Genomic DNA, 25987 nt, shown 5'->3' with positions numbered 1-25987 from the left:
CTATTTCGGATTATTAAAATAGATAAAATGGATAGACAGTTTAGTGTTAACAACAGGGTATGATAAAAATATGTGTATTATGAAATATCCGCCATCATTTTGAATAAATTCAGAATAGGATAATTCATAAGGCATTTCTTTCGCAGCAAGATACAGTAAGAAAAATAGACCTGTTTTAGATAAATTTCTATGAACTAAAAGGAAGAAATGAATATGCAGGTAACAAGGAAACAAGAGCGCCTAGTTCGTCAAGCACTGGATGAATGGCAACGATCTGGTGAGATTTCAGAACAAGAATATCAGCAGTTAGGAAATACATTGCACCGCATTCCTTTTGATTGGAAACGGCTGAGCCGTTATGCATTCTGGATAGCGATGGTCTGTTTGATTATTGCAGCTGGTAGTATTTTTAGTGATAGTGCATTAATTTATTATCTCATTGAGATTTTTAGTGTTTCTGAAATTATGCGGGTGATTTCTCCTGCACTTATTGCTTCAGCACTCTATTTTTGGGGATTTAAACGTCAGCGAAAAGAAACACAGTGGCATTACAGTACTGAGTTTATTCTCTTTTTAGGTGTGATGTTTACGGCTATTTTTCTTTGGCAGTTAGGAGAGTTACTGGATACAGGTAGTGGTCATATTGCTCCTCTCTTTCTAATTGGCTGTGTCATTTATGGTGCAATTGGATTTATCAGTCGCTCTTCTTTGGTGTGGTTATTCTTCTTATTGATGTTAGGAAATTGGTTTGGTGCTGAAACAGGATATGTCTCTGGTTGGGGGGCTTATTGGTTAGGGATGAACTATCCTATCCGCTTTGTTTTCTTTGGCGCAGTATTATTAGCAGGCTGTTATTTTCTACAAAATGTATTGGTACAGCGTCGTTTATTTACCATGACAAAAATAATGGGGCTCACTTATCTGTTTATTGCGCTATGGATAATGTCTATTTTCGGCAATTACGATCCTGATACATGGTATTACACATCAAGTATAAAATTGTTACCTTGGGCACTGTTATTTGCTGTTGTTTCAGTTAGTTGTATTTATATTAGCCTTAAAACAGATGACGGTATGTTAAGAGGATTCGGTCTAACATTCCTTGGTATCAACCTTTATACCCGATTCTTTGAATATTTCTGGGATAGTTTACACAGTGCGATTTTCTTCTTTATTTTGGCGGTTTCACTGATTTTAATTGGACGAAAAGCTGAAAAAATTTGGCATGCTGTTGAAAATAACTCAATCGCTAATAAAGAGAATTAGAGCCAATAGTATAATGAAAACGTATTGATTAATAATGTAGTAGGAGAGTTTTTCCTATGGAAAAGCGAAGTTGTCATCTTCCTTTAGAAGTGAGTTGTGTTGCGTGTCATTATTTTGTTTTCAAAGATAAAGATGAGGCATTTTTTGAGATCTGCCCTGTATGTGGTTGGCAAAATGATGGTACTAAAGAAGGACAATACAGTGGTTGTAATCACAGTACCTTAGAGGATTATCGCAATACCGAAACCTTTAAAGAAAGCTGCTTACAAAGTGCGACGTTTTATATGAAATCGCCTGATTAGCCAAGAATAAGGCGATTTTTTGTTAGTTATTATTCTGGCTGGTATTCAGAAATAGTTACATCTACATTGATCTCTTTACCTTCTCGTAATATCGTGACAGGTAGCGCTGTACCGGGGCGCGTTTCTGCAATGTAATCCATCATTTCCATCGCGGAAGTGGCAGGTGCATGATTAATGCTAAGGATGATATCGCCGGTTTTTATTCCAGCTTTATCCGCAGGGCCATTTGGTGTGATCCTAAAAATTCGCAATCCTTGAATTTGCTTAATATCTGTATTTGATGAGCGAATTTTTGGTAATTCTTTTGCTGTGATACCAATAAAACCACGGATAACACGACCATCACGAATTAGCTTATTCATAATTTTAACTGCAAGTTCGGTCGGAATAGCGAAGCCTAGTCCCTCTGCCGTAGGGCGGTATCCGTTATAGGTTCCTGAATCAAATGTCATGGTATTAATACCTACGAGTTCACCTTCAGTATTAATTAGTGCACCGCCAGAGTTACCTTCATTAATTGAGGCGTCTGTTTGCAGGAAATTTTGGTAACGGGTTGGGCTTAATCCAACGCGTCCAGTAGCACTGATGATCCCTTGTGTAATAGTTTGCCCAATATTAAATGGGTTACCGATAGCTAGCACGACATCACCAACATGAGAAATTCGTTTAGTATTAATGGGGATTGTAGGGAGTTTATCGGCATCAATTTTTAATACCGCAAGATCGGTTAAAGGATCAGAACCAACAAGTAAGCCTTCATAAAGATCACCATTTTGAAGGGCGATAAGGATCTGATCAGCATTATTAATAACATGCTGATTCGTCAGAATATAACCACGACCATCCATAATGACGCCAGCACCTAAAGATGTTAGCTCACGGCCTTCTTGAGAAAAACTCCCCATCGTACTGCTATAAACATTAACAACCGCAGGAGCTGCTCGTCGCACTGCAGTGTTATAGCTAAAAGGTGCATTGAGAAAATCGCCATTAAGTAGGCGTTCAATAAAAATAGGGCGAATTGAAGGAACTGCAATCAAAAGAATTGCTGCTGTGAGAAGACCAATTAGAGTTGATCGCAGTAACTTAGTTAACATAAAAATCCTGTATTTATGTCTGACTGTGAAATTATTCGCGTAGGAGCAGTGAGAATAGCATAGTTTAACTTATGAAAGCATCGCTTAGCACATAAAATACCCTTTTAAGCCTAAAAATAGGTATAAAAAAAAGCCCTATAATGGAAATTATAGGGCTAAAGAAATCAATAAATTAGATAGGTGAAAAGCTTACTTCTTAGCGAGGTGTATTACGTAACAGCAGGTAAATTTCTTCATTACCACGCTGAATATTCAGTGCAAGAACAGGCGGTTTAGCGTCAATTGCTTTGCGTAAATCGCCTAGTGATGTAATTGGCGTATTATTGATACCAATAATAAGGTCGCCTTTTTGTAAACCAGATGCAGCGGCTGCAGAATCTTTTTCTACCGAATCGACAGCAACAGCTTTCACTTGTTTATTCACATAGTTACTTAATGTGGCTCCCTGTAGTGCAGGAGAGAAGTTATCTGCGCGTGTTGCATCGGCGGATTGTTTCTCTAATGTCACTTTTACATCCATTGGTTTACCTTGACGGATTAGGCCAATCAGGATCTCTTTACCTGGCGGTGTTGTACCCACTTTGGCTCTTAATTCAGCAAAGCTATTGATACGTTTACCATCAACTGAGATTAAAACGTCACCCGGTTTAATGCCTGCTTTTGCTGCTGATGAATCTGGCATTACTTCGCTAACAAAAGCGCCGCGTTGTGCATCAATATTAAAGGATTTCGCCAGATCAGAATTCATTTCTGTACCACGAATACCTAAGATACCTCGTTTAACTTCACCATGAGAAATCAGTTGTTGGCTAAGGTCACGCGCCATATTACTTGGGATGGCGAAGCCGATACCGATGTTGCCACCACCCGGAGCTAAAATAGCTGTGTTAATTCCGATTAGCTCACCATTTAGGTTAACGAGCGCACCACCAGAGTTACCACGGTTGATAGATGCATCGGTTTGAATAAAGTTCTCTAAACCTTCAAGATTTAAACCGCTACGGCCTAATGCGGAGATAATACCTGATGTTGCTGTTTGGCCTAAACCAAATGGGTTACCCACTGCAACCGCAAAGTCACCAACACGTAATTGGTCAGAGTCTGCCATTTTAATTGCAGTTAAGTTAGTTGGTTTTTCAATTTGCAGTAATGCGATATCTGTTTGTGGATCGCTACCAATTAATTTTGCACTAAATTCACGCCCATCATTAATTTGCAGTTGAATTTTATCTGCGCCATCAACAACGTGGTTATTTGTTAATACGTAGCCTTTTTGAGCATCAATAATGACACCAGAGCCTAATCCTTCAAAAGGACGAATGCTTTGTTGTTGTGATGGGAAATTTGGACCAAAGAAGAATTTGAACTCTTCAGGGACTTGCTGGCTTTGCACTCGTGTTCCTGAAACGTGCACACTGACAACAGCAGGTAACACTTTTTCTAACATCGGTGCAAGGCTTGGCAGTTGTTCACCTGATGGCATAACCGCAGGCAACGCGGCCATGCTGGTTGCTGGAATAGTAGAGAGTGAAAGTCCGACACTCATTGCTAATGCACTAAGTAATAATTTTCTTTTTTTAGTCAACATGAATTAGAGTCTCTTGATACAGTTATCAAAATAAAAGTTATTGCTCAAAATGAGCTCGATATCACTAAGACCTGTACTGACAGAGGAAAGTTCATTAAGACATGGTGTGCTTTGCTTCCTTTTACACGGATTTACAAGACAAAAGCTATCTTTAAAACCATAGCAAATAATTGTCATTTTATGATGTTTATTAGAAAGAAAAAACGCCACAAAATGTGGCGTTTTTAATATTAACTGTCTTTTTTCTCTGTTGGTCTGAACAATCCAGATGCGCCTTCGGAGTAATCACGGGGTGGCATTTTTACTGGTGATTGATCATTCGCTGCTTCTGATTCGCTTAATCGGTAATTAAATGGATTTTCTTGCTCAGGCATATCAGGCATGAGCTCATTAGAGCTTTTTGCCATATGTTGATAAAGCTGACGGTAATCTTTCGCCATGTTATCTAATAGTTCAGCACTTCTAGCAAAGTGGCTGACAAGCTCATTGCGATAAGTATCAAGTTCTTCTTTTTTCGTGTCTAACTCTGCTTTGATAGCATCTTGTTGGCGAAGGGTGCTGTTACCGTAACGCATTGCCAGTGCGCCGATAATAAGACCGACAACTAATCCAATCAGTGCATAAACCCAAACCATGGCAACTCCTTTTCATCTAATAGTGAGGACGATGGATTCTTATAACATCATAACCGCTAAAAGGCATGGGTGGAATAATATCCTTAAGCTTAATATAAAATTCGTGTGTTACGTTGATGTTAATACAATTCTTAATGCTTATAATAGAGCCATTCGACAGACACAAATCAGTATGTCAGAAAATTAAGGATAAGAGGGCATTCATGACTGTTAGTACGCCGTTATCACTTTATGAAGCCGCATTGAAGCAAGGTGATTATCAACCTGATGATGTTCAGCGAAAAACTGTTCTCCATCTTCAACAGATATACCATGAATTATTAAAAGAGACTCCACCAGAAAAAAGTTCGCTAACACAACGATTATTTAGGCGAATTCGTACAAAAAAACAGATTGTTGCACCAGAACGTGGTTTATATATGTGGGGCGGTGTAGGCCGAGGTAAAACATGGTTGATGGATATGTTTTATCAAAGTTTGCCGACAGAACGAAAGCTTCGCTTACACTTCCATCGTTTTATGTTACGTGTTCAAGAAGAGCTAAAAAACTTGCAAGGCCATGAAAATCCGCTAGAAATTATTGCTGATGGATTTAAAGCGCAAACTGATGTGCTCTGTTTTGATGAGTTTTTCGTTTCTGATATTACTGATGCAATGATTTTAGGTACCTTGCTTGAGGCGTTATTTGCCAGAGGTATCACGCTAGTAGCAACATCAAATATTCCACCAGACGAGCTTTACCGTAACGGATTACAACGTTCTCGTTTTTTACCTGCAATAGAACAGATCAAACACCATTGTGACATTTTAAATGTTGATGCAGGTATTGATTATCGCCTTAGAACACTAACGCAAGCGCATCTTTTTTTATCTCCACTCAACGATAAAAATCGTCATGAGATGGATAGAATTTTCATGCATTTGGCAACTAGCGAACCGAAAGTTGATTGTACTTTAACCATCAATCATCGCCCTATGAAAGTAAGAAAAGTATCTAATGGGGTGCTCGCTATTAATTTTTCAACCTTGTGTATGGAACCACGTAGTCAGCTTGATTACATTGCGCTTTCTAAGCATTACCACTCTGTTTTGTTATATGACATGGAACAAATGGGAACATTAAATGAAGACGTTGCGCGTCGGTTTCTAGCGCTGGTTGATGAGTTTTATGAACGTAAAGTGAAACTTATTATTAATGCAAATGTAGAAATGAACGAGATTTACCAAGGTGATTTTTTACGTTTTGAATATCAGCGTTGCTTATCACGTTTACAAGAGATGCAAAGTGAAGAATATTTAGTACAACCTCATCTCGCTTAATTTTTAATTCTTGAAGAAAGTCATCTTTCGTTATGGTAGGATGACGCAGGTTAAGTTGCTTGATGTTTTTTTCTATGAAAATAGAAAGCATTAGGCAATTTACAAGCGCTCTGGAAAGGAACAATTCTTCTCTTCAGGTAGCAAGAATTTATCAGTCAAATCAGAAAAAAGTGCCAGATTCGTTTTTTTCGCTGAAAATTGAAAAAGAATTCAATTGTTTTTCAATTATGACTCGATTTTTTTTTCTGACTTCTCTATAATCTTGCGACCCCACGTTGCAGCAAGTTTTTTATTTCCCAAAAAACTCGCATTTTAGAGTCAGCAGTGCTACTCGAAGGGGTAGGTTTGCTGGACACAAGAGTCGTGTGAACCTCAATAGTATTTGAACCGAGCGTTCACCAACGTGTAACTAAACATTGGGTAATTTTCAATAATGAAAACTTTTACAGCTAAACCAGAAACCGTAAAACGCGACTGGTACGTTGTTGATGCAGACGGCAAAACTTTAGGCCGTTTAGCAACTGAAATTGCTAGCCGTTTACGCGGTAAGCACAAAGCGGAATACACTCCGCACGTTGATACTGGTGATTACATCATCGTTTTAAACGCTGAGAAAGTGGCGGTAACTGGTCATAAACGTACTGACAAAGTTTACTACCGTCATACTGGTCACGTAGGTGGTATCAAACAAGCGACTTTCGAAGAGATGATCGCCCGTAGTCCTGAGCGTGTAATCGAAATCGCGGTAAAAGGCATGTTGCCAAAAGGGCCTCTGGGTCGTGCGATGTACCGTAAACTGAAAGTTTACGCAGGATCTGAGCACAACCACGCGGCACAACAACCGCAAGTTCTGGACATTTAATCGGGATAATAGGCAATGGCTGATAATCAATACTACGGCACAGGTCGCCGCAAAAGTTCTTCCGCACGTGTCTTCATTAAGCCAGGTAGCGGTAATATCGTAATCAACAAACGTAGCCTAGAAGTTTACTTCGGCCGCGAAACAGCACGTATGGTTGTTCGTCAACCGCTGGAATTAGTTGATATGCTGGGTAAATTAGATTTATACATCACTGTTAAAGGTGGTGGTATTTCTGGTCAAGCTGGCGCGATCCGTCACGGTATCACTCGTGCACTGATGGAATATGATGAGACTCTACGTTCTGATCTGCGTAAAGCTGGTTTCGTAACCCGTGATGCGCGTTCTGTTGAACGTAAGAAAGTGGGTCTGCGTAAAGCACGTCGTCGTCCACAGTTCTCTAAACGTTAATTTGTTATCTTTTAGATATCAATTTGATGTTGAAAACCCGTCTTCACAGGCGGGTTTTTTATTTTTGACTTATTTGTGCTTATTAATAATAAAAACATAATGTTGCTAATACATGATGCTGTTTTTCATAAAACAAGCGTTATCTAAGATAACGATGGTGTTAAAAAAACTATTTTTTAGATTTTATCTCTAAATAATTTTATTTTTTGATATTATAATCTTACTTTTAGGGTAGTGTGGCATATTGTATTGAATTATTTGCATTAGCCCCCCTAAGTAACATGAATTCTGGTAGAATAGCGGGCTTTGGTGTCTTTCTTTCTATAACTTCATCATGTTACTGATGGATATATTGATTGTAATATCTGAGATGAGTTTGAAAGTCATACCAAAATTATTATGACAATAATGATTGTTGAATGATTATTTTGGTATTACTTGATAATGATATGTGCCGCAAAGACAGGTGAGTTTTTAACCCTGTAAAATATGATTATCCCACGATAACACTGTTATACAGGTAGTTGCCCAATGTAGTTAGTCACTTAAATGTTTATTTAGGTCTACTGCGTTTGTGTGCTTGTCTTTTAGGAATGGGGAAATGGAAAGGCATTGTGCTAATTCATTTCTTTAATTGATTAACTTGGAGGTTTTCATGGCTGTCGCTGCCAACAAACGTTCGGTAATGACTTTGTTTTCCGGTCCGACTGATATTTTCAGCCATCAGGTCAGAATTGTCCTAGCGGAGAAAGGTGTCAGTGTTGAAATTGAACAGGTTGAAGCTGGTAATCTTCCACAGGATCTTATCGATCTAAACCCTTACCAAAGTGTACCGACTTTGGTGGATCGTGAGCTAACTCTGTATGATTCACGTATCATCATGGAATATCTTGATGAACGCTTCCCTCATCCTCCTTTAATGCCAGTCTATCCTGTTGCTCGTGGTAGCAGCCGTTTAATGATGCATCGTATTGAGCATGATTGGTATTCTTTAATGAACACCATTGAGAAAGGAACTGAACAGCAAGCAAATGCTGCTCGTAAACAGTTAGCTGAAGAGCTATTGGCTGTATCTCCTGTGTTTAAAGAATATCCTTACTTTATGAGTGAAGAGTTCAGTTTAGTAGATTGCTACCTTGCTCCTCTGTTATGGCGTTTACCGGTGCTTGGTGTGGATTTAAGTGGTGCTGGCGCTAAAGATGTACAAATTTATATGCAACGTGTTTTTGAGCGAGATTCATTCCTTGCCTCATTAACTGAAGCAGAGCGTGAGATGCGCTTACCTTCAAGAGGGTAATAGAATATGGAGATTATGGATATGTCTCCGCGTCGTCCGCATTTATTACGTGCGCATTATGATTGGATCATTGAAAACGATTTAACACCTCATCTTGTTGTTGATGTGAATGTTGTTGGTGTTCAAGTTCCAATGGAATATGCACACGATGGTCAAATTGTACTAAATATTTCATCTCGTGCAGTAGATGACTTAGAGTTAACGCCGTATCAGGTTTTATTTAGTGCAAGCTTTGGTGGCATACCTCGTAAAGTACGAGTGCCTATAGCTGCTGTTATGGCTATTTATGCGAGAGAAAACGGTGCGGGAATGATGTTTGAGCCAGAGCCTGCTTATGAATCTGGTGCATCATTAGCGTTTGCTGAAGAGGAATATCAAGAGTCCTCAGAAGCGCCTGTTGGTGAAGTTTTATCATTGGTGACTGAGAAATCTGTTTCTGATGATGACACCTCACCTGATGATGATCCTGAGCCACCTCGTCCAACAGGTCGACCATCATTGCGTGTGGTAAAGTAACTGACACGATAAGATACGATTAAATTTAAAAGCCCAGTGATTGACTTACCCGCGTTATAAGGTGAGTGCAATCACTGGGCTTTTTGTTATGAGTTTTAAGCCATTCTTTGTGGAAAAGAATGATCCTTTAATAAACCATATAGAAAGATGAAACTTAATCCTAATTATTTGTATTTATTACTCTAAAATCATATTGATTAAAAACTATAATTAATTATTTTTTTGAGCAATTTGATTTGTTGCAAGAGCAACCTTTCTTTTTAAACAATTTTATGTATAAGAAAACAATAGCTAAAACAAATAAAACGATAAGTATCAATTTATCTATCATAATTTATTATTCACCCATATCTTTAGCTTGAACCCAAATAACACCATCTTGGCTCAGCTCTTTACCATTGAATGTTGTATCTGGACCCACTCCCATTGCAGCAAAACCCCACCAACCTGATTTAGGAATACCAAATGTAAACTTACCGTTCTCATCCGCTTTAATACCTAACGTAATAAAACTATCTTGAGGTGCGCTAAATTTCGTTTTTTCGGTTTTATTGTTGGTTAAATCCATATCTGAGTTGAGATATTCAACTTCGATATCAGCAAATGGAACCGGTTTTCCTTCACTCATTACCACACCCGAAAAGGTTGAGTTAGTCCAAATTGAGTAAGGTTTCGTTAATGGCACGATCTCTGCTTTTAAGCCGTAAGTTTTATCCCAGTCTGTGGGTAATCCCGCAACATTCACCATAACTTTTGTGATTTGTTGTATATAAGCGCCTTCACTTTTTTCATAATAAGGGGCTGGGGTCAAAACGAAGACATGATCGCCCATTCCACGTGCTTTATAATCGGTTTTATAAGCTTGAGCACTATTGGCATTACCTTGCCATTGAATAGGCTGTAGTGAATCCTTTAAGTCTTTTGTTTTGTCTTTATGAACAACATAAAAACTTTCAGGTGTGCCCATATCCATGGTGTGTTCATCAGAGAAGGGATGCGTGAACAGTGTAACTAATGGGATATTTGCACCTTTAGATAAGGCTGATTCCGGTGTATAGATCATTTGAAAGTGAGCAAAAGACGCACTTGAATAGAGGACTAATGCTGTTGTTGCGACTGTGATTAATTTTTTCATCGGTATTTTCCCTTAGTTAATGTCAGAACTCTTAATGGTGACTTCATGTCCTTCACCGGCATTAAGTACTGCAGAATAATCCCCTTTAGGTTTTTCAAAACTCACTTCATTAAGCTCATTAAATTTCTTTGATAAAATAATTTTACCGTCTTGTTTAAGATGAAAATCAACACCACTTGCGCTACTTCCATCACTAAATCCACCTTCGCACGTAACCGTGCCATCTCCTTCATCAAAGCACGATAATAAGGCGGTATGTGAGAATGCCGCAGGTGAAACTAAGATGAGCGCGAGTGAAATAATGTACTTTTTCATAAAATATCCTTGTGATAAATAATCTACTGTTGTCTTACATAAATTTTTAAATTTTTTTCAATATGCGGTTTCTTTTTACGTTTTATTGAACCAAGAATGATCGTAGTGGTGACGACAAAAGCATAAAAATATCCCATCATTTCAACACCATCCCAATGTAGATTAAGACTTAATGTGTAGAAAATAGAGGCAATTGTCATTCCAATGATGAATGGCATAAAAATCGCTAAAAGCATTAATCCGTATGAATGAACATTCAGTTTCACGACAACCATTGATGCGATACACGGTGGGGTGAAAATCATAAAAATAAGCATGGCAGAAGCATGTAATGGGGTATAAACACTATCTTTCTCTAAAGATTGTTCAATACGTTCACCTTGTCCTGATGTATAAATTGCCCCTATTGTTGCAACGGCACTTTCTCTAGCAGCAAATGAACTGAGAAAGGCAACATTTATTCGCCAGTCAAAGCCTGCAAATTGTGTTGCAGGTTCAATAAAGCGGCCAAACATCCCTAAAAATGAATTTTCAATACGTTCACTTTTGATCTCATTTTGTATTAATTGAGATTGTTGGGATAACTTCCTTATGGCGCGATTGATTGCGCGATCATCATTTGTTTTTGGTTTGATAAAGTTAAATAAAAATGGATATTGGAGGGCATAATCAGCATCTAACTGTTTTGCTTCACTGGAGGATGACGCCATCTTATCTGCACGATATTTGTTATATAAATTTAATAGCTCAATAACGGATTCTTCAGAATCAAATGTTTTTTGATAGGGGGTAGAGCCCACTTTTTGATAAAAACTATCAAGGGCAATCTGGGCTTTGTTATCAATTTCAATCTGTTTCTCTGATGAGATCCCCGGAAATTGTAATAAGACGAAAAGCACGATAGCAACAGCCATAACAATCGTGCCAACTTTATAAATATAAAGCCAAACTCGTTGAGCTACACGCAAAGAGACATTCTTAATACTCGGGATATGGTAAGAGGGAAGTGCCATGATAAAGGGGGCACACTCTTTGGTTTTTAAGAATGTTGATGTCAATATTTTAGCGACACTGAGTGCAATAAAGAGAGTGACTGTTGAGATGAAAAACATCATTAATGTCATCTCTTGCACGAAGAATGAACCCAAAAGTAATGTGTAAAAAGGGACCTTTGCTAAGCAATTCATATAGGGAACAGTGAGAGCGGTTGCAATTCTTGCTCGCTCATCGGCAATCCCTTTTGTTGCCATAATACCGGGAACAGCACAGCCCCCTACGAAAGCACCACCGAGTACGAGAGGTAATGTAGATTGCCCATGTAATCCATATCGTCTAAAAATTCGGTCTAAAATAAAGGCGATACGAGGCATATATCCCACATCTTCCATGATGGCGATGATGGCAAATAAGATGATAAAAATAGGAATATAATTTAGTAAAGCCAATGCACTGTTAATTAACCAGATGCCTAATTCAGTTAAAAGTGGAATATCAACGAATTGAGGTTCAGGTAATAGGGAGATTAATAAGTTTTTTAATTTGGCGAGATAAGGCCAAGTATAGTTAGTTAATTCATAACCTTTTACAATGGCGAGTTCATAAGTGCCATAAATAACAAGCAATAAGATGATAAAAGAACACCAGCGATTAAGGACGATTTTATCTATAAAATCGGTGAAGGTTTTCTCTTTTTTATTTTTTTCTTTTGTGGATAAGGAGTAAAGATGATTAGCTAATTTATAACGTTCTGATGCGAGAATGGAATCAACATCTATCTTCCCTTTTAAGGCGTCGATTTCAGTATCAATCTCTTGATTATTAATATCAATACTATTAATTACTGCTTCTTCTTTTTCTAAATATTTAATCGCTAACCATCGAGAAGATAAGTGGATGCTGTTATTTATATTTTTTGAAATACGTTCAATAAGCGGATCTAATTCAGCATAAGTAATTCGAAAAGGTGATATTTTGGTTTCTCTTTTATCTATCTGAGATAGTGCGGATAAAAGTGCTTGTTTGCCTATTCCTCTAACACCATTAGTCGCTATGACTGGCACACCTAGCTCATTGCTAAGTGTATCAATATCTATTTCTAAACCTCGTCTTTTTGCAATATCCATCATATTTAATGCAATAATGACAGGCTTGCCAATTTCGAGTAATTGAAAGGTAAGATATAGGCTTCTTTTTAAACAAGAAGCATCAATCACATTAATAATAATGTCAGGATTTTCTTCAATTAAATAACGCTTAGTGACTTTTTCTTCAAGAGAAAATGAACTAAATGAATAGGTTCCAGGTAAATCAGTGAGTTCTATTTTATTCTCATCGTATTTAATGTGACCTATCTTTTTATCGATTGTTACACCAGGATAATTTGCAACATGTTGATTAATGCCACTTAGCATTGTGAAGAGTGTTGATTTTCCACAATTGGGCTGTCCTGCCAGTGCCACTTTAATCATTGATTTCTACCTCTATCATACTTGCTTCTTCTCGCCTTAATACAACTAGATAGTCTAATACTTTGATTTCAATAGGATCTAATAAAGGGGCTGAGCGGATCATTTCAATACTCACTCCGGGAATAAAACCCATATTAAATAATTTTTGCTTCAATAATAAATCTGCGCTTTTAACCGCTTTAATTGTGGCAATACGACTAGGCTTCACTTTATCAAGTGACATTAATTTAATATTTGACATGATTTTTTTACAAATAAAAATAATAATAATTATTATTATCATAATTAATATTTATGGGCAATTAAATAAGTAAAAAATATAATTAGAGTAAAAAAAAGAGGAGGGTTGTTATTGCTGTGTAAATAAATATAGCGTTGAGGTTATTTTAAATTTAAAAATATATTTACGGTATTATTTTTTGCGGGATTAATTATTTATCTTAAGATAGGCAATATAGATTTAATTAAAGTTTATTTATTTAATTTTGAATATTATTTATTTTATAGATGTATTTGTTTACATTTAAATATAATTCTATTTTTTATGTTGTTAATATATAAAAAAGCTCTGTAAAATAAATTACAGAGCTTTAATGTGATTAAATTAAGATTATTTCAGCAGTTCTTCTAAACAACCTGTATAAAGGTTAACAGCTGTCATTAATTGTTTTTCATCGAAATCAAAGCCTGCTTGGTGGTGACCTGCGGTTCTATCAGCACCAACAACGAAGTACAGTGATTTACCACCACAACGCTGTACGCGTTTTGCTAATACTGTTGCATCTTCACTGCCACCAAATGGACGCGTCGCAACGGCTGTTAGTTCTGAGTGTTTACCCACAACTTTGGTCATCACATCAATCAATTCTTGGTCATTCGTCAAGTCAACGGCTTCACCCATGATTTCACTTTCCATTTCTAACTGGAAGCTATGTGCTGCACCTTCAGCCATACGTACAGCATTTGCTGCCATAAAGCTGTTGATCTCTTCGTTTTCACCACGAACTTCGATTTGCATTTCAGCATTAGCAGGGGTGACGTTACGGCCTTCACCAGCTTTTAATACACCGATGTTGATACGTGACATTCCTTTACCGTGGCGAGAAATACCTAGCATTTGTGTTGCTGCATGGCAAGCACCTGCTAATGCATTACGGCCTAATTCTGGCTCTGCACCTGCGTGAGATGGAGCACCTTTAAAACGGAAGTCATATTTAGTGGTACATAAGAAATGTGTTGGGTTAATAACAATTTCACCACTGTTTGCGATAAAGCCTAAGTGTGCACCTAAGAAGTAATCTGCGTCGTCTGCGATACCACTTTCAGCCATCGCACGCGCGCCACGAACACCTTCTTCTGCTGGTTGGAATAAAATTTTAACTTTACCAACAACTTTATCTTTATTCTCAACTAACCAGTGAGCAACACCTAAACCGATAGAGATATGTCCATCGTGACCACAAGCGTGCATTTCACCCGCGTGACAAGAGGCAAAGTTTTCGGCATGAGGACGGTGTTTAGTTTCAGTGGCCTCATTAACACCCACACAGTCGATATCAAAACGCAGTGCTACTGTTGGACCCGCTTTACCACTGTCAAAGATAGCCACACAGCCTGTAAGTTCTTTCATCTCATCAAGCAGTGCTTCATCAACGTTGTGTTTTCTTGCAATAGCCAGCCCTTTCTCAACGACTTGGCGACGACGACCAAAAGCGAACTCTTGGTTGATAACTTCAGGGCCAACTTTAACTTCTAAACCTAAGCTACGTAATTCTTTAACGATCTTTGCTGTTGTAAGAAATTCAGACCAACCAATTTCTGGATATTGGTGAAATTCGCGACGCCATTTAATCAATTTTTCGAGAGTAAGAGCTGACATATTCATTTCTCCACTTATAACATGAATAACGCAACAGCGATGACGCCAATAATCATACCTGGTGCAGTACGTTTTGCGATTTCCATTGGGTTAATATTTGCAAGGCCAGCACAAACAATAGCAGCGCCGGCTAGTGGTGACATAGTACGGCCTAATGCGCCAGATAGTGCAGCAGCCATACCCATATCAGGAATTTCATAACCGAATTGTGCAGCATGTGGTGTGACTGTTTCGTTGAATGCGAATGCTGCCGCGTCACCAGAACCAGTAATAATACCCATTAAGAATGGCCCTAAAGTACCACCCCAGCGAGCAAATTCAGGAGAATGAGTTAAGAAGTTGATGAACGCGTCGATTAAACCAGATGCTTTCAGACCTGCTGCGAATACAGCAGCTGCAATGATGATACCCAATACATCACCATAAGCATTACCCATACCTTTAAAGAACTCTTTCGTAATTTGTGCTGGGTTAGTTAATGTGATGAACAGAGCATAGATAGAACCAATTAACATTGCTGCTGGTACAGACAGTTTAAATGTACTGAAAGACTCGAAGAATGGCAGAATTAACAGGATTAATGGAATAAAAGGTGCTGTTGCATATAAGTAGTTAGGGCGAACAGCTTCTGGCGTTGCTTGTGCTGATGAAGATGATGCATCACCAGCAACAGAAGCCATTTTGAACTCTTTTTTCACTAAAGCAACAACAGCGAGTGAAACCGCTGCGATACCACCTGCCATTAAGCTGTATGGACTATGACGAGCGATTAAATCAACCACTTCCATATTTGCCATGTTAGCAACGAAGGCGTTATGCGACATACCAGGGCTTAGCATTGAGCCGATAGTACCACATAATACTGCGCCACCAGCGATAGCCGGGTGAATACGTGCTGCGATTAATAATGGAATAAGTGTCGCACCTACCGCTGCTGCGCAACCAGCTGCTGATGGGATTGCGATATTAATGAAATACGTTACGACAACGGTAGCTGGGATAAGGAAGAAGCCCAGACGAGTCATTACTTTTGATAAAACATGGACCAGATGCATATCGCATTTGGTATATTTCATAACATAAGCAAAACCCATACTCGAACAGATTGCTTGAATTAATGATGAAGACACCATGCGCTCGCTAAATGCGGTAAACGCATCTAATGGGCTCAGACTTAAAATACAGAGTAATAAGCCGGCACCAATTAGCACCATTCGGGTTTCATATTTTTTTATTAGCAAATAGACAGTTACGATAATAACGGCTACTGCGATAAGTTGCATCACCATAGTGATCCCCTAGTTAATTATGACAATTTTATGAAAACGAACCTAACATCAATAAATTATATTTTTCTGTAAAGTTATTAGGTGACTCCATTATGAAGTTGGTTGGTTGACAATATTTGATTGTTATCAAATTTAATAGCTGAAATAAAATCTATTTTTTTAGACTGTGATGTTATTAACAAATGCTGTAAAACAATTACCATTAAAAGATGACGGAAAGGTTAAACAAAAGGAGACAAAGTAAAAAATACGAAAATAAATTATATTTAATATAGATCGTGAGTGTTATTTTGATACAAAAAAGAATATCGATATTTATCAAAAAATTATTCTATACATTAAATTAAATGCTAATGAGAATGATTTTTGTCTGATGTTTTTATTTTCCTTAAATACTATTTATTAGTTTCACCGATAGTATTGAAAAATTATCCCACTTAAATTAAATGGGATAATAAATACGAGAAATTGTTATTTTAAATAGCGAAAATAAAACATTTTTAACATGATAAATATCGCAATATCCCTTCGGCAGCCTCTCTTCCTTCTGCTATTGCCGTTACCACAAGATCAGAGCCTCGTACAATATCCCCCCCAGCAAACACTTTAGGGTTTGTTGTTTGATTGGGTATTTCTTGATTATCTGAAATAATAATTCTGCCTGAAGATGCATATTCAATATTATTTTCATCTAACCATGGATAATGTGCAGGTTTAAAGCCAAATGCCAGAATAACCGCATCAGCAGATAACAGGTGCTCACTTCCTTCAATCGGTGTTAATGCTTTATCGCTTTGAGTTTTAATAACGCGAATACCGACCACTCTATTTTGATTATCGACTTCAATATCTATAGGTTGAAGATTAAATAAAAATTCCCCACCTTCTTCTTTAGCATTTTTTACTTCGCGTTTGGAACCAGGCATATTGCTTTCATCACGACGATAAACACAAGTCACTTTATTTGCACCTTGCCGAATTGCTGTACGCACACAGTCCATTGCCGTATCGCCACCGCCTAATATCATTACATTTTTATCTTTAAGGTCGATATAAGGTGTTTGAGGATCTTCATCATAACCCATTAAATAACGTGTATTACCAATTAAATAAGGTAGGGCGCTATAAACACCATGAGCATTTTCATTAGGAAAATGCCCGCTCAAACTGTGATAAGTGCCCAATCCTAGAAATACCGCGTCATATTGTGCTATTAGGGTATTAAGGGCGATATCTTTGCCTATTTCTGTATTAAGGCAGAACTCAATCCCCATTTCACTAAATAATTCACGACGTCGGATCATCAGTGATTTCTCGAGTTTAAAAGAGGGGATCCCAAACGTAAGTAATCCACCAATTTCTGGATGTTTATCATAAACAACCGGTTTTACACCTTGTCGGATAAGAACATCTGCGCAAGCAAGTCCCGCAGGACCAGCACCGATAATCGCGACCTTTTTATTTGTCATCGTGACGTGAGAAAGATCAGGGCGCCATCCTTGTGCTAAGGCGGTATCATTGATGTAACGTTCAATATTACCAATTGTGACGGCTCCAAAATCATCATTAAGCGTGCAGGCGCCTTCACAAAGTCTATCTTGAGGGCAAACGCGGCCACAAATTTCAGGTAAGCTGTTTGTTTGATGAGAAAGCTCAGCCGCTTCAATAATACGTCCTTCGTTTGCCAATTTTAACCAGTTAGGAATGTAATTATGAACGGGACATTTCCATTCACAATAAGGGTTACCGCATCCTAAACAGCGATCAGCTTGTGCGGAGGCTTGCTGTGGTGAAAAAGCCTCATAGATTTCAACAAACTCAATTTTACGAATTGCCAACGGTTTTTTAGTCGGCTCAACACGATTTAAGTCGATAAACTGATACACATTCTGACTCATAATGTTCTCCTATTGTGCCTGAACGCGTAATTCAGCAGATGAACGACGAGGATGACCAAGCAACGCATTGACATCACTTGATTTGGGCTTAACCAACTTAAAGTGTTGTGACCAATATTCCCACTGTGAAAGGAATCTTTCTCCTTGCTGAGAGCCTGTTAGCCTGACATGTTCTGCAATCATGCCACGTAGATGTTCAGCGAGAATGGCAAAGGATGCAACAGGTAGCAACTCGATTGACGAAGTGTTGATCCGTTGCGATAACGTGAGATCTTCATCTAACAGATAGGCAAATCCACCCGTCATTCCCGCACCAAAGTTAATACCTGTTTTACCCAGAACACAGACAATACCGCCAGTCATATATTCACAGCCGTTATCACCAACGCCTTCAACAACAGCAATCGCGCCGGAGTTTCTGACGGCGAAACGCTCTCCAGCCAAGCCTGAGGCATAGAGTTTTCCGCCGGTTGCACCATAAAGGCAGGTATTGCCCATAATGGTTGCGTGATGACTTTTAAAAGCAGAGCCAACTGGAGGGAAAATAACAATGCGGCCGCCAGCCATGCCTTTACCAACATAATCATTAGCATCGCCCACTAAGGTTAATTCAACACCTTGTGCATTCCATACACCAAAGCTTTGACCTGCAGTTCCCGTAAAATAAAGTTTAATAGGTGTGGCAGATAAGCCATTTTCACCCTGTTTTTGGGCGATAATGCCTGATAATGTTGCTCCCACAGAGCGGTCTGTATTACGTATATCAAAATAGTATGTTTGGCTTTTTTGTAGTTCAACTGCATCACGAGTCTGAGCAACAATACGCTGATTTAATTCGCCTTTATCATAAGTATTATTATTTTCCTGACAATAAAGCGCATTGCCTGATGGTGAAGCTGCTGTCTCTAATAAACCACCTAAAGAGAGTTTTTGCTGTTTACTGCTAACACCTTCTAGGCACGAAAGTAGATCGGTTCGACCGATTAAATCCGTGATTTTTCTCACGCCAAGTAATGCCATTAACTCACGGGTTTCTTGTGCAATAAAACGGAAGTAGTTAATAACGCGTTCTGGTAATCCGTGATAATGGTTACGGCGGAGCGTCTCATCTTGGGTTGCAACACCCATTGCGCAATTATTTAAATGGCAAATGCGTAGATATTTACAGCCTAATGCCACCATGGGCCCAGTACCAAATCCAAAACTTTCTGCGCCTAAAATCGCCGCCTTAATAATATCTAGACCTGTCTTTAATCCACCATCGACTTGTAAACGAATTTTATGGCGTAGGTCGTTTGCCACTAATGCTTGTTGAGTTTCAACTAAGCCCAGTTCCCACGGGCTACCTGCATATTTTACGGAGGTTAAAGGACTTGCACCAGTACCACCGTCATAACCAGCAATGGTGATCAAATCCGCGTAAGCTTTGGCAACACCAGTAGCAATGGTACCCACACCGGGCTCTGATACGAGTTTTACAGAAATCAGTGCCGTTGGATTGATCTGTTTTAAGTCGAAAATAAGCTGTGCTAAATCTTCAATAGAGTAGATGTCATGATGAGGTGGCGGCGATATTAAGGTCACACCAGGTACGGCATAACGCAGTTGCGCAATATAAGGTGTCACTTTATCTCCGGGAAGTTGTCCGCCTTCACCAGGTTTTGCCCCTTGTGCTACTTTGATTTGTAAAACATCTGCGCTCATTAGATAAGAAGGTGTTACACCAAAACGACCAGAGGCGATTTGTTTAATACGTGAGACTTTATTAGTACCGTAACGAGCTGGATCTTCGCCCCCTTCACCTGAATTTGAAAATCCCCCTAAGGTATTCATCGCTTGCGCTAGCGCTTCATGAGCTTCTCGGCTTAATGCGCCAATTGACATTGCGGCGGTATCAAAGCGTTTAAATAGTTCAGTTTCAGGTTCGACTTCTTCAATTGAGATAGGCGTTGTCTTGCTATTGAGGACTAGCATATCGCGTAAGGTTGTAATTGGGCGCTGTTGCACAAGGCTTGCATAATGCTGATAATCCGTATATTCCCCGCTATTTACGGCTTTTTGTAGTGCTTGAACCACATCTGGGTTATAGGCATGGTATTCACCTTTATGGGTGTATTTTAATAAACCACCAGCTTCTAAAGGATGACGAGTTAACCAAGCGCGTTTCGACAGATTAAATAAGTCGTGTTCAAAATCATTAAAGTCAGCACCATTAATACGATTATCAACACCGGCAAAACAGAGTTCGACAACGTCATCGTTTAATCCTACGGCTTCAAACAATTGAGAGCAACGGTAAGAGGCAACTGTTGAAATGCCCATTTTGGACATGATCTTATACAATCCTTTATTTATGCCGTTGCGGTAATTCAGCATCACTTGAGCATAGCTTGCTTGCAGGATTTTTTTATCGACACGTTGAGCTAAAGATTCATAAGCAAGATAAGGATAAATAGCCGTCGCACCAAATCCGAGTAATACGGCAAAATGGTGGGGATCGCGGGCACTGGCTGTTTCAACAATAATATTAGCATCACAACGTAAATTATTATCGACCAATGCTTTTTGTACAGCGCCAACTGCCATAGGAGCAGGGATCGGTAATCGTTCTTTAGTGATATTTCTATCTGATAAAACTAATAATACTGCCCCACGATGAACTTCCTGTTGTGCTTTTGCGCATAATTGGCGTAATGCTGTTTCTAGGTTGTATTCTGTTGGTTGATAAGTGATATCAAGATGAACGGATTGGTAATAAGGATTTTCTTGATTAATAAGCTGTTGGAAATCGCTATAAAGCAAAATAGGTGATTTAAAACTCAGCCGATGTGCTTGACCTTCCGCTTCGCAAAACACATTCATCTCGCGTCCAATGCAGGTCGCTAAAGACATGACATGTGCTTCTCTTAATGAATCTATTGGAGGATTTGTGACTTGCGCAAATTTCTGTCTGAAATAGTCGTAAATAAGGCGAGGACGTTGAGAAAGTACAGCAAATGGAGTGTCATCGCCCATTGAGCCAGTGGCTTCTTGCCCATTTTCTGCAAGTACATGCAAAATGCTTTCAAGCTCTTCTTGGCTATAGGCAAATTGTTTTTGATAAGTGGCTAATAAGGTGTCATCAAAGGCGCGTTGTCCTGTGGCTTGTTGTTCTGGTAACTCTTCAAACGGCGTTAAGCGTTTGACATTGCGCTCTAGCCACAGTTTATAAGGATGACGTCTTTTTAAATCCTCATCAGTTTCGGCGGAGTGCAAAATGCGTCCTTGATGAGTATCAATGACCATCAGTTCACCAGGGCCGACTCGTCCTTTTTCTCGCACTTCATCTGGTTGATAATCCCAAATACCAATTTCAGATGCACAAGTGATGATATTATCTGTGGTGATAACGTAACGAGCTGGACGTAAACCGTTTCTATCTAGCGTACACGCAGCATAACGACCATCTGATAATACAATGCCCGCAGGGCCATCCCAAGGCTCCATATGCATTGAGTTAAAATCAAAAAATGCCCGTAAATCATCATCCATTTGTGGATTATTTTGCCATGCCGGTGGCACTAACAATCGCATTGCTCGAACAATATCCATACCACCATTGAGAAAAAGCTCTAACATATTGTCGAGTGAACTTGAATCTGAGCCACTCTCATTTACAAAAGGGGCTGCACTTTGTAGATCAGGGATCAGTGGTGTATGGAATTTATAGGCACGAGCTCTAGCCCATTGGCGATTGCCTGTGATGGTATTAATTTCACCGTTATGGGCTAAATAACGAAAAGGTTGTGCAAGTGGCCATCTGGGAGTGGTATTCGTTGAAAAACGCTGGTGGAATAAACAAATTGAAGATTCCATTCGTAGATCAGCCAGATCGGTAAAAAAACGAGGTAGATCGATGGCCATGCAAAGGCCTTTATAAACCGTCACTAAATTAGAAAGGCTGCAAATATAAAAATCACTGTCAGTAATGCGTTTTTCAATGCGTCTACGAGCAACAAAGAGTCGTCTCTCAATATCACTTATCCGCCAGCCTGCTGGTGCATTAACAAAAACTTGTTCGATTAAAGGAAGAGAGGAAAGCGCAATACTGCCTAAAATTTCAGTGTTAATAGGAACTTTACGCCAGCCAACAATAGAAAGGGTTTCACGTTGTAGCTCTTCTTCGACGATGAGACGGCACTGTTTGGCAATATTAGGATCTTGGCTTAAAAATAGCATACCTACGGCGTAATTTTTTGCTAAACGCCAGCCTTTTTCTTGCGCAACTAATTGGAAAAAACGCTCTGGTTTTTGTAAGAGTAATCCGCAACCATCACCGGTTTTGCCATCAGAAAGAATAGCACCACGATGTTGCATTCTGGCGAGACCATGTATGGCATTTCTGACAATCTTATGGCTGGCTTGCCCTTCAATATGCGCGATCAACCCAAATCCACAATTGTCTTTTTCCTGTGTCTTTTGATAGAGCATTTTTGCTTCCTACTTAGTTTACTGGGCACCTCAAAAAAAGAGCGCAAAAGGAACGTTTTGGCTCAAAGTATGTAGGTAAATTTATGGGTGTTCAGTCGGGTGATGTTGTGTTTGCCTAGCTCGGTGTGTTTTTTATATTGCTCTGCTATGCCTTTTAAACTTATCGATAAATAAAAATCAGGTCAATGTGTAGGGAGATTTGACTAAGATAAAATAGGTAAGGAAAATTACATTCTAACATGTTGATTAATCTGTGAATTATTCTGTTTTAAAATGGTGTGGAAACGATTTTTTAATGTGAGCTATATCACTCTATTTGAGCTATTTAGCTTTATCTCATCCTTTAATGATAAAAACGAGTAGTGAGTTATTCTGACGAATATATAAAATTTGGAATTTTATTGTTTTTATACATTTTGTATAAAAAAAGACAAATTGCGTTTTTTATAATAAGGTCTATTTATCGATGATATAGCTATCAATTATGTTGATTGGTTTTGTATTATCTTTATTAATGCAGCTGTCCCAGATAGGCTCGTTAAGAGAAAATAGAGGGTTAAATCAAACAAAGTAATGAGAAATAACTGCTCGTAGCAAGATTTCTGAATGTTCGCCACTGCGCCAATTCATTTTTGGGTTATCATTCCATAGATTCAATATATTGGAGTTTTCAATGAAATTGCTCAAAGGGCTTGCCCAATACTACGTTGACTTAATGATGAGGCTGGGGCTAATTCGCTTCTCATTGTTGTTAGCTTCTGCATTAGTTGTTTTAGCGATGGTTGTTCAAATGGCGGTGACATTCTTGCTTGCAGGTGATGTTACCAGTATTGACCTTGTTCGCTCTATTTTCTTTGGACTGATTATTACGCCTTGGGCTGTCTATTTCCTCTCTGTTGTAGTTGAACAGCTTGAAGAATCACGACGCCGTTTATCTCGTATGGTGGATAAACTAGGCGTAATGCGTCAGCGCGACTTAGAGCTTAACTCTCAATTAAAAGAGAATATTGAGCAATTAAACTTGGAAATTCAAGAGCGTGAAAAAGTTGAAAAAGCGCACCTTGAACTACTAGAAAAACTAAAAAGTGAAATGAAGCGTCGTGAATTGACGCAAATCGAGCTTGAACAGCAATCCTCACTTTTACGCTCATTTCTAGATGCTTCTCCTGATTTAGTTTATTACCGTAATGAAGATAATGAATTTTCAGGATGTAACCGTGCGACGGAATTACTGACAGGTAAAAGTGAGAAGCAACTTATTGGTTTAACACCGCTTGATGTGTATGACGAAGATATTGCAATTAAAGTGATGGAAACGGATGAAAAAGTCTTCCGTCATAATGTGTCACTCACTTATGAGCAATGGTTAGTTTATCCTGATGGGCGTAAGGCTTGTTTTGAACTGCGCAAAGTACCGTTTTATGATCGTATTGGTAAACGTCATGGCTTAATGGGCTTTGGACGTGACATTACAGAGCGTAAGCGCTATCAAGACGCGTTAGAGAATGCAAGTCGTGATAAAACCACCTTTATCTCAACAATCAGCCATGAATTGCGTACACCGCTAAATGGTATTGTTGGATTAAGCCGTATCTTATTGGATACCGAGCTTTCACCAGAACAACTCAATTACTTAAAAACTATCCATGTGAGTGCGATTACGTTAGGGAATATTTTTAATGACGTGATTGAGATGGATAAAATTGAGCGAAGAAAAATTCAGTTAGATAACCAGCCAATTGACTTCACTGAATTTATTTCTGATTTAGAAAACCTGTCTGGATTGTTAGTACAGCCAAAAGGATTGAAATTCACACTCGAAGCAGAAGAAACGCTACCGCATAAGATAACCTCTGATGGGACTCGATTACGTCAGATCTTATGGAATCTTATTGGTAATGCTGTGAAGTTTACTCAAGAGGGTGAAATCAAAGTGCGTATTTGGCAAGAGGCGCCAGATAAGTTGTTCTTTGAAGTGAAAGATAGTGGAATTGGTATTCCTAAAAGTGAGCTTGAGAAGATCTTTGCCATGTACTATCAAGTCAATGATAGTCAAGGTGGTCGTTCTGCAACGGGAACGGGTATCGGACTTGCTGTCTCAAAACGTCTAGCACAGCATATGGGCGGTGATATTCGTGTTGAGAGTGAGTTAGGTGAGGGTTCTACCTTTACCCTCTCTATCGTTGCTCCTGCTATTGAAGAGCATCACGATATCGACAGTGATGATGAGCTCTTATTACCTGCTTTAAATATTCTGCTTGTTGAAGACATTGAACTTAACGTGATTGTTGCCCGTTCTGTTTTAGAAAAACTGGGTAATACCGTTGATGTCGCCATGACAGGACAAGAAGCGTTATCGATGTTTAAGCCTGATGAATATGACTTAGTGCTATTAGACATTCAATTACCGGATATGACAGGGTTCGATATTTCAAGAAAATTACGTCAAGAATTCGACAGTAATGAACTTCCACCTCTTATCGCTTTAACAGCAAATGTTTTGAAAGACAAAAAAGAGTATTTGGACGCGGGAATGAATGATGTGCTAAGTAAACCACTTTCTGTGGATGCTCTTACCGCGATTATCAACAAATTCTGGGGGGATGGTGCGGTTTCTGTATCATGTAATGAGTCATCGGAATTGTTGAATAAAAATGAAGAATTATTAGATATAGACATGCTGAATCAATACATCGAACTTGTTGGACCTAAATTAATCACTGATGGTCTAGATGTTTTTGAAAAGATGATGCCAAGTTATATGTCAGTCCTTGAATCTAACCTAACGGCTCGTGATGAGAAGGGGATTTCAGAAGAAGGACATAAAATTAAAGGTGCTGCTGGTTCTATTGGTTTAAAACATTTACAGCAACTGGCTAAACAGATCCAATCATCGGAATTACCTGCTTGGTGGGACAATGTTCAAGAATGGGTAGATGAGTTAGAAAGAGATTGGAGAAAGGATGTGGAAAGTTTGAGAAACTGGTTATCAGGCGCTAGAAAAAAATAACCCCAACCGAAGGTTGGGGTGCGCGAATACTGCGCCAACACCAGGGAAACTTTTCTATCCGCTTTTTTTGATTCTCATTACATAGGCGAATAGGATGAAACTATTCCATACATCATACATGCAACAAAATAGCAAAGATAAGTTTTTTTGTTACAAGAAACATTTAAATATGTGATGCCGATTGGTGTTTACACCTATAAATGGGTAACTAGTAATCTACTACAAACGGAGAA

19 protein-coding genes are annotated in these 25987 nt (G+C 38.8%); 8 read left to right on the top strand and 11 right to left on the bottom strand.

What is annotated here, in order from left to right; all coding sequences use genetic code 11:
• Window positions 1-213: 213 nt before the first annotated feature.
• Window positions 214-1266 (top strand): DUF2157 domain-containing protein, encoded by a 1053-nt coding sequence (locus tag DK858_RS02480; RefSeq protein ID WP_109396081.1) that lies wholly within the window; start codon window positions 214-216, stop codon window positions 1264-1266.
• Between the two features lie 56 nt (window positions 1267-1322).
• Window positions 1323-1568, top strand: coding sequence for a CPCC family cysteine-rich protein (locus DK858_RS02475; RefSeq protein WP_109396080.1), 246 nt, complete (start codon window positions 1323-1325; stop codon window positions 1566-1568).
• Window positions 1569-1597: 29 nt separating this feature from the next.
• Here DK858_RS02475 and degS read toward each other — a convergent pair whose 3' ends face one another.
• From degS to zapG, 3 genes are all read right to left on the bottom strand, one after another.
• The gene (gene degS, locus DK858_RS02470; RefSeq protein ID WP_109396079.1) at window positions 1598-2665 is read right to left on the bottom strand and encodes an outer membrane-stress sensor serine endopeptidase DegS; all 1068 of its coding nucleotides are present in this window, start codon (window positions 2663-2665) and stop codon (window positions 1598-1600) included.
• Window positions 2666-2861: 196 nt separating this feature from the next.
• Window positions 2862-4253: a serine endoprotease DegQ gene (gene degQ, locus DK858_RS02465; protein WP_109396078.1), complete on the bottom strand. Its 1392-nt coding sequence runs from the start codon at window positions 4251-4253 to the stop codon at window positions 2862-2864.
• Window positions 4254-4483: 230 nt separating this feature from the next.
• Window positions 4484-4888, bottom strand: a complete 405-nt coding sequence (gene zapG, locus DK858_RS02460; protein ID WP_109396077.1) for a Z-ring associated protein ZapG — start codon at window positions 4886-4888, stop codon at window positions 4484-4486.
• Window positions 4889-5091: 203 nt separating this feature from the next.
• Here zapG and zapE point away from each other — a divergent pair, with 203 nt between their 5' ends.
• From zapE to sspB, 5 genes are all read left to right on the top strand, one after another.
• Complete coding sequence (gene zapE / locus DK858_RS02455; RefSeq protein WP_109396076.1) at window positions 5092-6207, top strand: cell division protein ZapE; 1116 nt, start codon at window positions 5092-5094, stop codon at window positions 6205-6207.
• A gap of 433 nt (window positions 6208-6640) precedes the next feature.
• A complete protein-coding gene (gene rplM, locus DK858_RS02450; protein ID WP_006535327.1) occupies window positions 6641-7069 on the top strand; it encodes a 50S ribosomal protein L13 in 429 nt (142 codons plus the stop codon).
• A 15-nt stretch (window positions 7070-7084) separates the two neighbouring features.
• Window positions 7085-7477 (top strand): 30S ribosomal protein S9, encoded by a 393-nt coding sequence (gene rpsI / locus DK858_RS02445; RefSeq protein ID WP_004245284.1) that lies wholly within the window; start codon window positions 7085-7087, stop codon window positions 7475-7477.
• A gap of 655 nt (window positions 7478-8132) precedes the next feature.
• Window positions 8133-8774, top strand: a complete 642-nt coding sequence (gene sspA, locus DK858_RS02440) for a stringent starvation protein SspA (RefSeq protein ID WP_023582862.1) — start codon at window positions 8133-8135, stop codon at window positions 8772-8774.
• A 6-nt stretch (window positions 8775-8780) separates the two neighbouring features.
• Complete coding sequence (sspB, locus tag DK858_RS02435) at window positions 8781-9290, top strand: ClpXP protease specificity-enhancing factor (protein WP_109396075.1); 510 nt, start codon at window positions 8781-8783, stop codon at window positions 9288-9290.
• Window positions 9291-9627: 337 nt separating this feature from the next.
• Here the strand turns inward: sspB and DK858_RS02430 are convergent, their stop codons facing one another.
• From DK858_RS02430 to gltB, 8 genes are all read right to left on the bottom strand, one after another.
• Window positions 9628-10425, bottom strand: a complete 798-nt coding sequence (locus DK858_RS02430; RefSeq protein ID WP_109396074.1) for a DUF4198 domain-containing protein — start codon at window positions 10423-10425, stop codon at window positions 9628-9630.
• 12 nt (window positions 10426-10437) lie between these two features.
• Window positions 10438-10740: a hypothetical protein gene (locus DK858_RS02425; RefSeq protein ID WP_109396073.1), complete on the bottom strand. Its 303-nt coding sequence runs from the start codon at window positions 10738-10740 to the stop codon at window positions 10438-10440.
• A gap of 23 nt (window positions 10741-10763) precedes the next feature.
• Window positions 10764-13208, bottom strand: a complete 2445-nt coding sequence (gene feoB, locus DK858_RS02420) for a ferrous iron transport protein B (protein WP_109396072.1) — start codon at window positions 13206-13208, stop codon at window positions 10764-10766.
• Window positions 13201-13449 carry a FeoA family protein gene (locus tag DK858_RS02415; RefSeq protein ID WP_109396071.1) on the bottom strand — a complete coding sequence of 83 codons (249 nt, stop codon included), beginning with the start codon at window positions 13447-13449 and terminating at the stop codon, window positions 13201-13203. Before DK858_RS02415 ends, feoB begins: the two co-directional genes overlap by 8 nt.
• Before the next feature lie 369 nt (window positions 13450-13818).
• The gene (locus DK858_RS02410) at window positions 13819-15087 is read right to left on the bottom strand and encodes an amidohydrolase (protein WP_098941197.1); all 1269 of its coding nucleotides are present in this window, start codon (window positions 15085-15087) and stop codon (window positions 13819-13821) included.
• Window positions 15088-15101: 14 nt separating this feature from the next.
• Complete coding sequence (gene dcuC / locus DK858_RS02405; protein WP_072063759.1) at window positions 15102-16376, bottom strand: C4-dicarboxylate transporter DcuC; 1275 nt, start codon at window positions 16374-16376, stop codon at window positions 15102-15104.
• Between the two features lie 500 nt (window positions 16377-16876).
• On the bottom strand, window positions 16877-18274 hold the full coding sequence (locus DK858_RS02400; protein ID WP_109396070.1) for an FAD-dependent oxidoreductase: 1398 nt from the start codon (window positions 18272-18274) through the stop codon (window positions 16877-16879).
• A 9-nt stretch (window positions 18275-18283) separates the two neighbouring features.
• Window positions 18284-22744, bottom strand: coding sequence for a glutamate synthase large subunit (gene gltB, locus DK858_RS02395; RefSeq protein WP_109396069.1), 4461 nt, complete (start codon window positions 22742-22744; stop codon window positions 18284-18286).
• Window positions 22745-23417: 673 nt separating this feature from the next.
• Between gltB and arcB the strand changes: the two genes are divergently transcribed.
• A complete protein-coding gene (gene arcB, locus DK858_RS02390; RefSeq protein WP_109396068.1) occupies window positions 23418-25754 on the top strand; it encodes an aerobic respiration two-component sensor histidine kinase ArcB in 2337 nt (778 codons plus the stop codon).
• Window positions 25755-25987 lie beyond the last annotated feature (233 nt).

This window comes from Proteus faecis (genome assembly GCF_003144395.1).
Taxonomy (GTDB): domain Bacteria; phylum Pseudomonadota; class Gammaproteobacteria; order Enterobacterales; family Enterobacteriaceae; genus Proteus; species Proteus faecis.
Note: the sequence above shows the minus strand (reverse complement) of the source record. Positions and strands in the feature narration are given on the sequence as shown.